This window comes from Bartonella sp. A05 (genome assembly GCF_026930145.1).
Classification (GTDB): Bacteria; Pseudomonadota; Alphaproteobacteria; order Rhizobiales; family Rhizobiaceae; genus Bartonella.
The window spans coordinates 243,020-258,357 of record NZ_JANHOJ010000001.1; the positions used below are offsets into that span (position 1 = coordinate 243,020).

Annotated in this window: 12 protein-coding genes and 1 pseudogene; 7 read left to right on the top strand and 6 right to left on the bottom strand. The window is 37.9% G+C overall.

Translation table 11 applies throughout. From position 1 onward, the window contains the following. Nucleotides 1-911 precede the first annotated feature (911 nt). The 4 genes from NPX98_RS00970 (at nucleotide 912) to thpR (ending at nucleotide 5,845) form a co-directional block, all read left to right on the top strand. Entirely contained in the window at nucleotides 912-1,463 is a 552-nt protein-coding gene (locus NPX98_RS00970) for a copper chaperone PCu(A)C (protein ID WP_269022421.1), read from the top strand. Between the two features lie 861 nt (nucleotides 1,464-2,324). Beyond that, entirely contained in the window at nucleotides 2,325-3,047 is a 723-nt protein-coding gene (locus tag NPX98_RS00975) for a response regulator transcription factor (RefSeq protein ID WP_269022097.1), read from the top strand. Between the two features lie 39 nt (nucleotides 3,048-3,086). Next, complete coding sequence (locus NPX98_RS00980) at nucleotides 3,087-4,886, top strand: sensor histidine kinase (protein ID WP_269022098.1); 1,800 nt, start codon at nucleotides 3,087-3,089, stop codon at nucleotides 4,884-4,886. Between the two features lie 419 nt (nucleotides 4,887-5,305). After that, complete coding sequence (gene thpR, locus NPX98_RS00985; protein ID WP_269022100.1) at nucleotides 5,306-5,845, top strand: RNA 2',3'-cyclic phosphodiesterase; 540 nt, start codon at nucleotides 5,306-5,308, stop codon at nucleotides 5,843-5,845. A gap of 109 nt (nucleotides 5,846-5,954) precedes the next feature. On the opposite strand, the gene grpE is transcribed toward thpR, so the two are convergent. Both grpE and hrcA read right to left on the bottom strand, forming a co-directional pair. Then, entirely contained in the window at nucleotides 5,955-6,611 is a 657-nt protein-coding gene (gene grpE / locus NPX98_RS00990) for a nucleotide exchange factor GrpE (protein ID WP_269022101.1), read from the bottom strand. 118 nt (nucleotides 6,612-6,729) lie between these two features. Next, entirely contained in the window at nucleotides 6,730-7,800 is a 1,071-nt protein-coding gene (hrcA, locus tag NPX98_RS00995; RefSeq protein WP_269022423.1) for a heat-inducible transcriptional repressor HrcA, read from the bottom strand. Between the two features lie 595 nt (nucleotides 7,801-8,395). Between hrcA and rdgB the strand changes: the two genes are divergently transcribed. Both rdgB and hemW read left to right on the top strand, forming a co-directional pair. Further along, nucleotides 8,396-9,046: an RdgB/HAM1 family non-canonical purine NTP pyrophosphatase gene (gene rdgB, locus NPX98_RS01000; RefSeq protein WP_269022102.1), complete on the top strand. Its 651-nt coding sequence runs from the start codon at nucleotides 8,396-8,398 to the stop codon at nucleotides 9,044-9,046. Then, nucleotides 9,043-10,242: a radical SAM family heme chaperone HemW gene (hemW, locus tag NPX98_RS01005; protein ID WP_269022103.1), complete on the top strand. Its 1,200-nt coding sequence runs from the start codon at nucleotides 9,043-9,045 to the stop codon at nucleotides 10,240-10,242. Before rdgB ends, hemW begins: the two co-directional genes overlap by 4 nt. A gap of 48 nt (nucleotides 10,243-10,290) precedes the next feature. On the opposite strand, the gene dapE is transcribed toward hemW, so the two are convergent. The 4 genes and pseudogenes from dapE to NPX98_RS01025 form a co-directional block, all read right to left on the bottom strand. Next, the gene (gene dapE, locus NPX98_RS01010; RefSeq protein WP_269022104.1) at nucleotides 10,291-11,463 is read right to left on the bottom strand and encodes a succinyl-diaminopimelate desuccinylase; all 1,173 of its coding nucleotides are present in this window, start codon (nucleotides 11,461-11,463) and stop codon (nucleotides 10,291-10,293) included. 599 nt (nucleotides 11,464-12,062) lie between these two features. Then, nucleotides 12,063-12,825 (bottom strand): annotated as a pseudogene (locus NPX98_RS01015) (alpha/beta hydrolase). A 194-nt stretch (nucleotides 12,826-13,019) separates the two neighbouring features. After that, complete coding sequence (locus NPX98_RS01020; RefSeq protein WP_269022105.1) at nucleotides 13,020-13,748, bottom strand: M48 family metallopeptidase; 729 nt, start codon at nucleotides 13,746-13,748, stop codon at nucleotides 13,020-13,022. A gap of 40 nt (nucleotides 13,749-13,788) precedes the next feature. After that, complete coding sequence (locus NPX98_RS01025) at nucleotides 13,789-14,571, bottom strand: alpha/beta hydrolase (protein ID WP_442864437.1); 783 nt, start codon at nucleotides 14,569-14,571, stop codon at nucleotides 13,789-13,791. A 213-nt stretch (nucleotides 14,572-14,784) separates the two neighbouring features. Between NPX98_RS01025 and infC the strand changes: the two genes are divergently transcribed. Continuing rightward, complete coding sequence (infC, locus tag NPX98_RS01030; protein ID WP_269022425.1) at nucleotides 14,785-15,303, top strand: translation initiation factor IF-3; 519 nt, start codon at nucleotides 14,785-14,787, stop codon at nucleotides 15,301-15,303. Nucleotides 15,304-15,338 lie beyond the last annotated feature (35 nt).

A 15,338-nucleotide genomic window follows, 5' to 3' on the forward strand; every position in this document is an offset into this window, starting at 1 on the left:
CCTCAACCTTCATCAAGCATCTTCCCAAGACAGCTCCTCATCACATTCAAAACTTGCGTTTAATTTCAAGTTACACAAATAATAAATCAAAAACCATAACAAGCTTTGTTGTTTGCTATATAAGAACAGCTTTCTTTACCTACAAGAGAATAAAGAAAGAAACATTTCTAAAATAAAAATTTTTCTTTAAAAAATAAGCATTTTCACTCTTAACACATACGTAAAAACACCACTTTTATAGTAGATAGAGATACAATAGCGCACCTTTTTTGATGCTCATAAAAATGCATTGCACCGTAAAAATTGAAGAAAGAAAGAAAAATTTTTGCTTGGTACCTTATCGCTCATAGCCACATAAAACACTCCAGTAGAACGTTTCGAAAGTATTTTCGTGTATTAAGGACGGATATCAACAAATACAACAAGCGCCTTTATTAAACTTTCACAGAGATCTTTATTCAATTTTAAACATAATATTCCCGCATCGATTATCACATGAAACCCACCCTCTAAAATACCTCATCCCTATAGGAATGTTATCTACAAATTTAACTTCAAGAACTCTGCTTCTAAACATTCAATAATTTACTCTTGTTATAGAGTGATTCCTCTCATAGTTTTAAGAGAACTTGCATTCTAAATAAAACCGCCTTGAACTTTTTCTTACCTGTTCCTTTCATAAGTTTGCAAATATACAAAAGCGAACCACTTTTTCTTTTCCCATATACTTCCTAATAACATTAGACTTTCCTTACATTACAAGGAGTCATTACGCAAAGCATTCTCATTCTCTCACCGCATAAATTAAATATATCATTTATTAACATCATTTTGAGCAATGTTTCCTTTTATTTTCAGCAAAAATTCTGCTAAAATTGACAGAAAGCATCAATAATGGATGAGGATACTCGATTATGACACTTATTGCTAAAAGGATAAAAGGTTTTATGTCTACACATACTACCTGCGCAAAACATTTACTAAAAAAATTTATCACCCACATTCCGTATGTTTTAATTTTTGCTTCTATAGCTTTTCCTACAACCGCCCACCAATATAAACTTGGCAACTTAGAAATTCTTCACCCTTGGACACGAGCAACGCTTAAAGGCTCAAAAATTAGCAGCGGCTATCTCTACATCATTAATCACAGCAATATCCCTGACCGATTGATTGCCGTTTCAATGGATGGTGTGCAGGAAACAGAAATTCATTCCATGTCAGTAATAAACGATATTATGAAAATGGAAAAAATGCCCAATGGTATTGAAATTCCAGGCAATGGTGAAATTATACTTAAGCCTGGTGGTAATCATATCATGTTCATGGGACTTTCACAGCCATTTCAACCAGGTGATCAAGTTGCTGCGAAACTGATATTTGAAAAAGCTGGTGAAATTAATGTGAACTTTTGCGTAGATACTATGGGGAAAATACCATCTAAAAAAATCTCTTCCCAATGAGATACTGTAGTATCATTCAGTCAATTCGAGCAACCAATGATATACAATAAAAAGCGCGAAAAGCTTTTTCACGCTTTTTCTTAACCTTGTAAAATTCTCTGTAAACTACCGCAAAAGACTAAAGAGCGTACTTTCAATCCAATAAACCTCGGTCGAGTTTAGGAATACGTAAAGCTTACGGGGGATAATTTTGTAAATCACTGTAAACACCGACTTACTAGATTTAAAGATGAACGTATTTTTATCGCCTTGTCCTTTTCCATAAACTTATTCAGCGATTTTTCAAAGACTATCATCAAACCTCACCTCATAAAAGTAAGGATTTTTTGTAAAAGCAACTTCGTGCATCCTTTAATTGATCAACATCAACAAAAGAAATACCATGCAAATTATTAAGAGTATCTTTAAGAATTCTTCCTTTCGCTTCATGATCGCCAATACCAAGCTTTTTACAAACTGTTTAAACAAAGCTAGAGAGTCCCATTTTAATTTCCTTTTGTACAATAAAAGCCCATTTTTTGCCCATGTATCATCACAATGTTTTTTCTTAATCATTTAAATAGATAAGTGGGTTTTATAAACTTCAATAATCGAAAATAAGCCTGCTCATCTCTTAGACACAAACAGTAGTAAACTTTAATAAGAAAACGGCCTCAATGAAAATTTTTCCCGAGAGGAGGGATCCTAGTGCACATAAAAGCATTATAAAATCGAAAAAACCAAACCGCTTTTACCGTGAAAATGAAAGGTTTTTTGCTTTGCTACAATTTGTACCATATTTGTTTTGCAAAAAAAATGTGAACTCCCATATAAATAGCGTGGGCGATTTGCTGCCACCGCAATAGAAAGGTCTAAGAAGCCATGAAGGATACTCCAACAGTCACCCAAACGATTGTACTTGTTGATGATGACCGCAATATTTTGACATCCTTATCTTTTGCACTTGAAACAGAGGGCTATCGAGTTGAAAGCTACACGGATGGAGCATCTGCACTTAAAGGTTTAACGCTGCATCCCCCGCATTTAGCTATTTTTGATATTAAAATGCCGCGGATGGATGGTATGGAACTTTTGCGCCGATTGCGTCAAAAATCCGATATCCCTGTCATTTTTCTAACCTCTAAAGATGACGAAATTGATGAACTTTTCGGTCTCAAAATGGGTGCTGATGATTTTATCACTAAACCCTTCTCTCAGCGCCTTCTTATTGAGAGAGTGAGAGCTATTTTGCGCCGTTCAAACGCTCGAAATCAACCACTTTCGACAGGAACATCACCCGCCTCCTCTCTTAAACGTGGAGATCTTGTTATGGATCAAGAACGTCATACCTGTACATGGAAAGATAAACCTGTTATCCTAACAGTTACAGAGTTTTTAATTCTTCAAACTTTAGCACAACGACCAGGCGTTGTAAAAAGTCGTGATGCTTTGATGGATGCCGCCTATAATGACCAAGTCTATGTAGACGATCGTACCATTGATAGTCACATTAAGCGTTTGCGTAAAAAGTTTAAACAAGTGGATGATGATTTTGCAATGATTGAAACACTTTATGGTGTAGGCTATCGTTTTCATGAAGTGTAAAATCATTTTGTCGCGAAAATTTGAACGGCGATCAAATTAATGACAAATAATTTTCAACTGGTAACACTACAAAACAAAATACCAAATGACATTCCTTCAACACGATTTCCTACGCTTGTTCATTTGTATTCTCGAGTACAACGTCTATTTAGGCAATTGTTTTTTTCCAGTCTTACGCGCCGCATCGTCATTTTAAATCTTGCTGCCCTTGGTGTTCTGGTTACAAGCATTTCATATCTTAACCAATTTCGCGATGGTTTGATTGAAGCGAAAATCGAAAGTCTACGCACTCAAGGAAAAATTATTGCTGGAGCCATTGCTGCTTCTGCAACAGTCGATACGAATTCTATTCTCATTGATCCTCAAAAACTTTTGGAACTACAAGCTGGAGAAAGCATTACACCTACACCTCAATCAACCGACACTTGGGATTTTCCTATTAATCCCGAACAAGTGGCTCCGCTTCTACGCCGGCTTATCACACCGAAAACGACAAGAGCACGTATCTACGATCGTGATGCCACTTTGCTTCTAGATTCGCGTGTTCTTTATTCCAGTGGTGAAATTTTCAGCTATGATTTACCACCAATCAAAATTAAGAAAAATCTGTGGGAACGCTTCTCTTCATGGTTTTCAAATACAATCTACGGCAATGGTCTTACCCTTGATAGAGAGCAAACAAAAAGCAATGGCGCTATTTATCCGGAAGTTTACCGAGCATTAAATGGTTTTTCTGCAACCGCAAAACGACGGAACAAGCAAGGACAATTAATTGTTTCAGTTGCAGTACCTGTTCAACGTTATCGTGCAGTGGTAGGTGCTCTTCTTCTTTCAACCATCGGTTCAGATATTGATAATATCGTAAAAGGAGAAAGATTAGTTATTTTTAAAGTCTTTTCTGTTGTTGGCAGTGTGCTTTTAGTACTTTCCATGTTTTTAGCGCATACGATTGCTAATCCCTTGAGTAAATTATCTGCCTCTGCTAATCGTGTACGCAATGGCAACAATAAGCGCGTAGAAATTCCTGATTTTTCAGAACGTGAAGATGAAATTGGTCATCTTTCAACCTCTATCCGCGATATGACCAACGCTCTTTATATGCGCATTGAAGCCATTGAACGCTTTGCCGCTGATGTAAGCCATGAATTAAAAAATCCTCTCACTTCACTGCGTAGTGCTGTTGAAACGCTACCACTGACTAAAAATGAAGCCGCTCAACAACAATTGCTTGAAATTATCCAACATGATGTGCGCCGTCTTGATCGTTTAATTACCGATATTTCCGACGCCTCAAGGCTAGATGCAGAGCTAGCCCGCGAAACCGCTCAGATCGTTGATATGAGCGTGCTTTTGGAAAGTCTCATTCATGCTATTCGTGAAGTATACCGTAATAAACAAACTATCGATATAAATCTCAATATTATACCGCGCCTTAATGGGAAACATTATCTTGTTTTGGGACATGAATTACGTTTAGGTCAAGTCATTTCCAATCTCATTGAAAATGCGCGTTCATTCATTCCTCTTAACAATGGTAAAATTGATATTACTATGAAAAGTCAAGATTCAATGCTCATTTTGACTGTTGAAGATAACGGCCCTGGTATTCGTTCAGAGAATATCGATCACATTTTTGAACGTTTCTACACTGATAGACCAAATGAAGATGCGTTTGGGCAAAATTCAGGCCTTGGGCTTTCCATCAGTCGGCAAATTATTGAAGCTCATAATGGGACGCTCACAGCTGAAAATATTTTTGATCCATCACTTAAAAACAAAAAAACCGGTGCACGATTTATTATCGTGCTTCCCTTTGCTAAACAAAATAAAAAAATATGACGACAAAAAGTATTATACTTCGCGTATTATCTCCAAACGATTTTTCTAGATATGAATACTCGTGATAAGAGCATTCTTTATTCACGGTATCTGTACATGATAAGATATTCATTATGAAAAGCATTAAATTTTTCTTATTCTAGGTCGCATTAATATAGGTGGGTGTGAAGCAGACACGATTGTCTTATAAATCATGCATATGCGATTTTTTTCTGTACTTCATACAAGCACTGTTCTTATGAAGTGATCAATATTATTCTCTCAATGCAACCGAGTTTATGCAATCAACTTATATTATAATAGTCATTTTTTAGCCATTCTCTCTCTACATCATTGCATGTCTTTTAGCGACGTGGTTTCATTATAAATTGTCCCATCGTCACATTTATAGTGATATCTTATAATCACAAGGAGGTACCATGCTGCGTTTGTTCAGTGCACTTCAGATTCCTCAAAAAACAACGGAAGCACTTGTCTCTATACAAAATGGCTTGAAAAAAGCACAGTGGATAAATCCGCAAAATTTTCATATCACCTTGTCTTTTTTTGGTGAAATTGACTCCTCCATAGAGGAGAGGATTATTCATGCCTTTAACACAATAAAATGCCCACCTTTTATGCTAAGTTCTGAGGGTTTTGAGGTTTTTGGTTCAAAAAATGCTCCCCATTCTCTTGTTATACGCATTACATCTTGTGAAGCTCTCAGCCTTTTACACGAAAAAATACAACACACCCGAGATTGCTTAGGATTAACTCCCGATAAAACACCCTTTACACCGCATATCACTCTTGCACGACTGCTTGATATTCAACCCGATGATCTCCCTTCTTATCTAGCTTCTCGAGGTGATTTTGCTGTTCCTTCTTTTGAGGTCAATCATTTTGTTCTGCTATCGTCGGAAAACCCCTTAAACGATACTCCCTATATCGTAAAAGGAAGCTGGCCGCTTCAAGCGTAAAAGTGTTTTTTACAAGCGTCTTCTAAAGCGATCTCGTACAATGTTAATAGCACGGGAACTGACCGTGGCGGCGCACGGTTTTATATTCCAATTGTTATGGCTGATATGTTCATTCCATATCAGATCCAGAAGATTCTTTGAAGCCACCTTTGGCAACACCAACGATCGCTGGACGTAAAACACGCTCACCAATGATATAACCCGCTTGGACAACCTGCTGAACAGTATTATCTGGAACGTCGGAGTTAGGAATTTCAAACATTGCTTGATGAAAATGCGGATCGAATTTTTGCCCCTCTGGGTTAATTTTCTTAACCCCATGGCGTTCCAAAGCAGCCATCATTGCACGCTCTGTCATTTCAACACCCTCAGCCAATGTTTTCAAACCAGCATCACTTTCGCGTGCACCTGCTGGAATAGCCTCCAAGGCACGATTAAGATTATCGGAAACAGATAACATATCACGAGCGAAATTAGCAATCGAATAGGCTTTTGCATCAGCCACATCACGCGCAGTTCTGCGCCTAAGATTTTCCATATCCGCAGCAAAACGCAAAAGTTGATTTTTCAGTTCTTGATTTTCATCCTGTAAAGCAACTAACGGATCGACAGGTTCTTTTTCTTCTTCAACCTCTGCGTAAGCCTCTTCTTTACGCATTTTTAAAAATTCATCAGCTGCCTGTTTAAGTGCATTGCGATCAGCTGGATTTTTCAAATCGCGATTTTCAAATGAAGCGTCAGCAAATTTATTTTTTTCGTCAGACATACAAGTTTTATTCCTTCATAAGATTTGTTATTCTCGATATTGAAATTTTGTAAACAAAAATCAAGTAATATTTATTCATCTTAACACAATGAATATCTACAAAAAATATCTGATCGTGCTAACGCAGCAACTGCGATACAAGTTGAGCTGTATAATCAACCATAGGCACGATCTTCGCATAATTCAGCCGTGTTGGCCCAATAACACCCAAAGCACCAATTACCCTTCGCTGCGAATCGCAATAAGGCGCCACCACTAAAGAAGAGCCAGAAAGCGAGAACAACTTATTTTCCGAACCAATGAAAATACGTACTCCTGAACCTTCATCTGCCATATCAAGCAACTGTGCCATACTTTCACGTGTTTCAAGATCATCAAATAAATGGCGCAATCGTTCCAAATCTTTTTCTGCCTTGACATCTTCAAGCAAATTGCTCCGCCCACGAACAATAAGATGCATTTTATGATCAGTCCCTTCTTTTTCCCAAAGAGCTAATCCAGTTTCAATGATATGATGAGACAATTGATCTAGTGCACTCCGCATTTCCACACATAAACACGCAATTTCCGCTTTTGCTTCGCTCAGTGTACGTCCCTGAATATGCATATTCAAAAAATTCGTTGCCTCTGTCAATTGTGTAGTAGTGACATCTTCCGGTAAATGAACGATACGATTTTCAACCTCACCTGTTTGCATCACTAAAATCGCAAGAGCATGATCCTCATCAAGACGCACAAATTCAATATGCTTCAATATACCTTCTTGTTTCGTTGCTAAGACCACCCCTGCCCCACGCGAAAGACCTGAAAGAATTTGGCTTGCCTGGCTCAGAACATGCTCAACGGATTGTGCATGAGCAGATTCTTTAACTTGAGTTTCAATATTTTCACGCTCCTCAGTTGGTAAATCATCCACTTCCATAAATGCATCAACAAAAAACCTTAGGCCCGATTGTGTTGGCATTCGGCCTGCAGATACATGGGGAGCATAAATCAGACCAAGATGTTCAAGATCACTCATCACATTGCGAATTGTCGCAGGCGATAAAGTTTGTTGTAAAAGCCGCGAAAGATTACGTGAACCAACCGGCTCACCATCATTTAGATAAGCTTCAACAATATGACGAAAAATATCACATGAACGTTCATCAAGGCCTTTTAGTTCATCATCAATAGGTTTGTGTTTCATCACAACTGGTTCACTACTTCAAAAACATTGTCTTCTTATATAAGTTTTGTCAAGGTCTGGTCAAATAGTCTAAAGCAGTGCAAAAGAATATCATATAACTTATCGTAAAAATACCATCGTCAAAAAGTAAAGGTCATTTTGTGCATTTATCCACTCTCTTCTTTTATTCAATACGAATACTTGCTGTGCACAAATATCAACAACGTGCAGAAGAATCATATCTCATATAAGTGTGGTAATATCTATGTTTTATAATTGCTTCAATTGATTTCAAGCACAGCAAACAATGCTCTGTAACAAAATCTTAAAACCAAAGTTTATGCCATTTTATGCAATATCTCCAAAAGTACACTGATGATTGATTTCAACTATGAAAATTTATAAGCTAACATCAATATTAATTTTGTTACCATGAATTACATTACTTTGCAAAAATTCAAGCACTTACTAAAGCCAAACCTTTCGATGATATTGTATTTATCCTTTTGTTGGAATTTGCAAAATTGGCATCATCGGACTTATCATCCCGCTTAACCGATCTCAACCGATACTTGATCACACAAACAATTAATCCTTCATTTCAGGAGCGATACACATGAGAAGTATAATAGAAGTTGAAAAACTCGTCATTGCTACACATAATACTGGCAAATTACGCGAAATCACCACTTTGGTTGCTCCTTTCGGTTTAACAACACAATCAGCAAAAGAGCTTGACTTACCCGAACCAAAAGAAACAGGAATAACATTTGAAGAGAATGCTTATATCAAAGCCTTTGCAGCGGCAAAAGCTACAGGACTACCTGCTTTATCTGATGATTCTGGCCTAGAAATTGATGCATTGGGCGGAGCACCAGGCGTTTATACAGCTGATTGGGCTTTTCAACCCGATGGTACACGTAATTTTGCAAAAGCTATGCAAAAAGTAGAAGATGAACTACAAAAAGCCGGATCCATTGAAAAAAAACAACGAAAAGGTCGGTTTATATCGATAATCTGTGTTGCTTGGCCCGATGGCTATGCAGATTATTTTCGTGGCAGCGTTGAAGGTACATTAATTTGGCCACCTCGCGGAAACAAAGGTTTTGGTTTTGATCCTATTTTTTTACCAGATGGATATGAGAAGACATTTGGCGAAATGCCAACAGAACAAAAACATAACTGGAAACTCAATGATGAAACACCTCTTTCACATCGCGCCCGCGCTTTTAAACTTCTCGCAGAAAACCTTTTAGAACTCTCATGATTGAACCCTTCGGTATTTACATTCATTGGCCTTTTTGTGCTGCCAAATGTCCATATTGTGACTTTAATTCGCACGTGCGTACAAAGGAAGTGGATCAGCTACGTTTTGCAGCCGCCATTGAACGCGAAATGTCAACACAATATCATGACATAGGTCCACGTCATATTGCGAGTATTTTTATTGGAGGTGGTACCCCTTCCCTTATGACACCCCAAACTGTCGATGCCTTATTACAAGCCGTGGCAAAAAACTGGACAATTGACAAAAAAACTGAAATCACACTGGAAGCGAATCCCTCAAGTGTGGAAGCAGAGCGTTTTCGCGGCTATCGCACAGCAGGCGTTAATCGCTTATCGTTAGGCGTACAAGCACTCAACGACAAAGCACTGAAACAACTGGGTCGTCGCCATGATGTTAAACAAGCTCTTCATGCCATTTCTTTAGCGCGTGAAATCTTTGAACGTTTATCCTTTGATTTAATCTATGCTCGCCCCGAACAAACACTCAAAGAGTGGGAATGTGAACTTTCTCAAGCTATTGATTTAGCAGCAGATCATCTTTCCCTTTACCAACTCACCATCGAAGAAGGAACCGCATTCAAACGTCTTCATGCCGCAGGAAAACTGGTTCTCCCAGTATCAAAACTTGCAGCAAACCTTTATAATCTTACTCAAGAAATAACCACTATGCATGGTCTTCCAGCCTATGAGATTTCAAACCATGCAATTCCCGGAGCCGAATCACGTCATAATCTTCTTTATTGGCGTTATCATGAATATGCAGGCTTTGGACCAGGTGCCCATGGACGTTTTATCAAGAAAACACTGAAAAATACCTCTGTTTTTTTGGAAATGTCACCAACCAAAATTGAAACCCCTGAGCGTTACGTTACCATAAATGAAAAACATCCTGAACATTGGCTTGAATTGGTAGAAACCACAGGTCACGGCTGTGTCGAAACAGAATACTTGAATAACGAGCAACAAGCCGATGAAATGCTGCTCATGAGCTTACGTCTTTCAGAAGGCCTAGATCTTGTACGTTATGAAACCTTAAACCCTAAAGGATTATCGCTGACAAAACTCATACATTTACAACAACAAGGACTGGTAGAAATGGTGAGCAACCAGCGCCTAAGAGCAACGACCACAGGACGCATTCTTCTTGATCATATCATTTGCCAACTCGCCAACTAAAACTTCAATAATTTTAGCCTACTATTTTCACCAATAAGAATCATTTCTTTATGCAAAAAAATCAGCAATGAAGCGTTCATAAATAGAGGTGAGGCTTTCCATTGCATCAAGAGCTACGTATTCGTCCACCATGTGCATCGTTTGTCCCGGCAAACCAAATTCAACAACGGGACAATAATCTTTAATAAACCGTGCATCAGAAGTCCCTCCAGAGGTCGAATATTCTGGTTTTTTTCCTGTTACGCTTTCAATAGCGTTTGATAAAGTTTCAACCAATTTATCATTTTTGGTCAAGAAAACGCTCCCCGAACTTGGCATCCATTCGAGTTGATAATATGGCAATTGACCATGATCATTTTTTGCTTGCACCGAAGCAAGACGATTTTCGATTTCATCAATGAGCGTTTCTCTTGTCCAAAGATCATTGTAGCGTATATTGAAACGGATTATTGTTTGCGCTGGAATAATATTGACCGCAGAATTGCCTGTATCAATGGTTGTTAATTCCAAATTACTTGCTTGAAAATTCTGTGTTCCTTGATCCAATTCTGTTTGTGTCAATGCTTGAATAAGCTTACTTGCCAAAGGTAATGGGTTAGCTGCCCTCTCAGGAAAAGCAACATGACCTTGACAGCCTTTAACTGTAATAATACCTGAAAGTGATCCTCGGCGACCGATTTTTATCATATCACCAACCACTTTCACACTTGTTGGTTCACCAACAAGGGCTGCATCCCATTTTTCGCCTTTTTGCACCGCCCATTTTAAAAGTTTTACAGTACCATTGATCGCAGGACCTTCTTCATCACCAGTTATTAAAAGGCTTACTGTTCCTTTTATTGTTTTTTTTTCAAGAAACCGAGCCAATGCTGCTATAAAACAAGCGATCCCACCCTTCATATCAACAGCACCCCGCCCATACAATTTCCCTTGATGGATTACTCCCTCAAAAGGGGGAAAACTCCAGTCTTCCTGTTTACCAGGCGGCACCACATCACTGTGGCCAGCAAACATAAGATGTGGTCCTTCATTGCCTATCTTGGCATAAAGATTTTCAACATCTTCTGTATTTTTATCCACAAAAACGGGGCGCTCAACACTCAATCCCATTTTTCGCAAAAATTGCTCCAACACAGATAAAGCACCCGCTTCATGAGGTGTAACAGAAGGGCAACGAATAAGCGCCTGTAAGAATTGAATAGGATCTGTAAGGATAGGCATTGGCGCTATTCCAATTGAAATTAAGAATTATCAAGAAATGCTAAACTGAATGACCAAAAAGATAAAGTAAAAATATCGAAAGTTTTCAGTAGAACACGTAAGAAAAAGAACAACCGTGTTGAGGGCTATTGGAACCTCAACACTACGTGGTTATGCACACACAGAATGAAATATCAAAGAAAAAGTTCCATTGAATATATTTTTCACCTCTCAAAAGAATACAGTAATGTTATATCATTATATTTTTGGCTGCACTCTTTTACAATTTAAGACCTATTCCAGAGGCAACGTATATTTTTTCATATTTCGCTCCACAGAAAAACAATCCAGAATGTACAGAAACTTAATCAACAGCCAATTCATTACCAATCTATGTATAGAACATTAAACTACCCGGAAACTTATCGCAGTGGTATTCGTTACGTAAATCCTCCTCCCTCCACAATATCAATGCGGAATGTGACACGATGCGTGCATTTGTGTTCTTACGGCATGTAAAGGTACGATACGATCAGAGAAACAAAATTTTGTTCACAACGGCTATGCATCATATATTCACACTATTACAATAAATAAACTAAATCTTTATTTACATTGATCTAGTCAATGAATGACATCAAACTTTTTTCAAGATACTCTAAATCTTGTGGACGCGATAAATAATGATCTGCATCACGAATGAATGTTGCTTTCACATCATGCACAGGTCAATAATCAAGGAGATTCAATGTATTCTGATAAGGAATCTCCTTATCTTCCATTCCGTGCACAATATGCACTGGACACCGAACATCATTGTATCCTTTCATTACACAACTGTTGCGTCCATCTTCAATCAACGCTTTTGAAAAAGGCATAGGTTGATTATCTTTAATCGCAGGCTGCTCAATATAGCCCTTTTCTTCCAAAGTCTTCCACTCCATTTCACTCAAATTTGGTTCTACCAAGATTCGCGTAAAATCCGCCGCAGGTGCAATCAACATCAAACCAGCAAGTACTTTGTTTTTTTGAGCAAGCATCACAGCAAGCTTTATCGAAATCCACCCTCCCATAGAGAAACCAATCAAAATCTGCGATCCCTCACAATAATTTTCAAAAACCGCTAAACTTTCTTTTGTCCAACGTGAAACCGATCCCTGGAAAAAATTTCCTTCAGATTCGCCATGGCCAGAATAATCAAAACGCAAACAAGACAAATCATTTTTTTGAGCAAAAGCATCAATCATCATCGCCTTATCACTCAACATACTGCCTCGATAACCACAAAACCAAACCTGGAGAGCAACTACCTTTACGATGACGTACCGCAAGAGCCGTATCTTCAAATGAAAAAAACTGACTAAGAATATTTTGATCCCTCATTATTTTTCCCCCATGTAATATCCTTCTTAAAAAGGAAAATCACTAAGCTTAAAATAAAGAATAAAATATATTTTTAAATGGTCGTAAAAAATGAAAAATCTTATTATTTTCTGTAATTGGGATATACCATAAATGGATATATAATAATTTTTAAATACAAATAGCTCTTCAAATAAACATCATATCTTTTGACATTATTTAAAATTGATTGCATGCAGCGTGTGACCGTTTTTCTTCAACCAAGCTCGATAAGTTTTACTACCAGGACATAGACTTTCGCAAATGGCCCAAAATTTTTCTCCATGATTCATTTCAATAAGGTGAGCCACCTCATGCGCAACAACATATTGAATAATTTCTTTTGGTGCCATAACAAGACGCCATGAAAAAGATAGACGTCCATCTGCTGAACATGATCCCCAGCGACTTTTTGTATCTTTATAGCGAATTGATTTAACCTTGCGTCCGACTTTATATGTATAATGTTCTACCAATGGTGTTATAATGATCTTTGCCTGTTTTTTCAAAACATCAGCAATACGCCTTGGCAGAGATTCTAATCGACTATAGACAATAATTTGTGGTTTTTGCAGCGCACCACCTGCAATGATTTCAGTCACTCCACGCCCTTCTTTACGCGTTATGAGATGTGCAACGCCTAATAAAGGAATCGTTGCACCCTCTTTAAGATAACAATGCTCAGAAGAAACGAATATACGCGCAAGTTGCAACTCAATCCAAAATCGATGCTTATCAATGAAATATTGTACCTCATGGAAACTTACCGCTGGGGGGGTCGTCACGTAAATCCTCTGCCCTCCAGAATCAATGCGTAAAGTGAAACGGCATGCGGATTTATGTTCTCTTACTTGCAAAGGCACAATGCGATCACACAGAATAAAGTCTTGTTCATAAACAGCCATACACCGTATCTTTATCTCTTATAATAAATGAACTTAACCCTTATGCTACGTTAATCCGATCAACAAATGACATCAACACTTTTTCAAGACATTCTAAGTCCTGCGGACGCGAAAACCGGTGATCAGCATCACGAACAAGCGTCAATGTTACATCATGCAAAGGTAAATAATCAAGAAGAGTCAATGTATGTTGATAGGGAATTTTATTATCCTCCATCCCTTGCAAAATATGAATTGGACATCCAATATCAATGCATTCTTTCATTACACAATTGTTTCGTCCGTCTTCAATCAATGCTTTTGTAAAAGAAAATGGTTCCGTATCACCAGACACAAGGTGTTCAACATAGCCTTTTTCTTCCAACATTTTCCATTCCTCCGCACCCAAAGCTGGTTCCACCAAGGTTTGCGTAAAATCAGGAGCTGGCGCAATTAATACCATGCCTGCAAGCGCTTTGTTTTTCTGCGCAAGCATCATGGCAAGTCTGAGAGCAATCCATCCGCCCATAGAGGAACCAATCAAAATTTGCGGCTCTTCACAATAAGCTTCAAAGACCGCTAAACTTTCTTTCACCCAACGAGAAATCGTCCCTTGGAAAAAATCTCCTTTAGACTCTCCATGGCCAGAATAATCAAAACGCAAACAAGACAAATCATTCTTTTGAGCAAAAGCATCAACAGTCATTGCTTTGCTCCCCAGCATATCGGATCTATAACCAGAAAGCCAAACCAAACCAGGAGAACGATTGCCTTTGTAATGACGTACAGCAAGAGCTGTATCTTCAAACAAAAAATATTGACAAGGAACATCTTTATCAATCATTCTATTTTCTCCATGAAATATTCTTCTCACAAAAAGAAAATCTCTAAACTCAATAATAATCAAGAACCTTTTATAAAGGCATAGTGCAAAAAAGTACAAATACCAGTTGTTTTCCTATATAAATTTCAGTTGTTTTTCCATAGATAATTATATATTAAAATGTTATCGATAAATTGGAATCAAGGAGAATAAGCCATTCGTCGACCATCTAAAATAACGCCTACTCAGAAAGATGGGCCACGTTCAAATCAAGATATTCGTGTTCCCTGTGTTCAGCTTATTAATGATGAAGGGCAACATCAAGGGATTGTTCCAACACAAGAAGCACTCGCTATGGCTGCAGAAGTGGGGCTTGATTTGGTTGAGATTGTACCAAATGCAGAACCACCTGTGTGCAAAATCATCGATCTGGGCAAACTAAAATATCAGAATCAAAAAAAAGCTGCTGAAATACGAAAAAAGCAAAAAATCATCGAAATAAAAGAAATTAAGATGAGACCAAATGTTGATGTTCATGATTATGAAGTCAAGCTTAAAGCTATCCATCGTTTTATTGATAATGGTGATAAAGTGAAAATTACTTTGCGCTTTCGTGGTCGTGAGATGGCACACCAAGACCTTGGAATGAAGCTCCTTCAGCGGATTAAAGAAGACACAGGTAATATTGCTAAAATTGAATCGGAACCTAAACTTGAAGGTCGTCAAATAATGATGGTGATAGCACCTAAATGACCTTATTATATTAACGTAGTACATATACGCAGCTC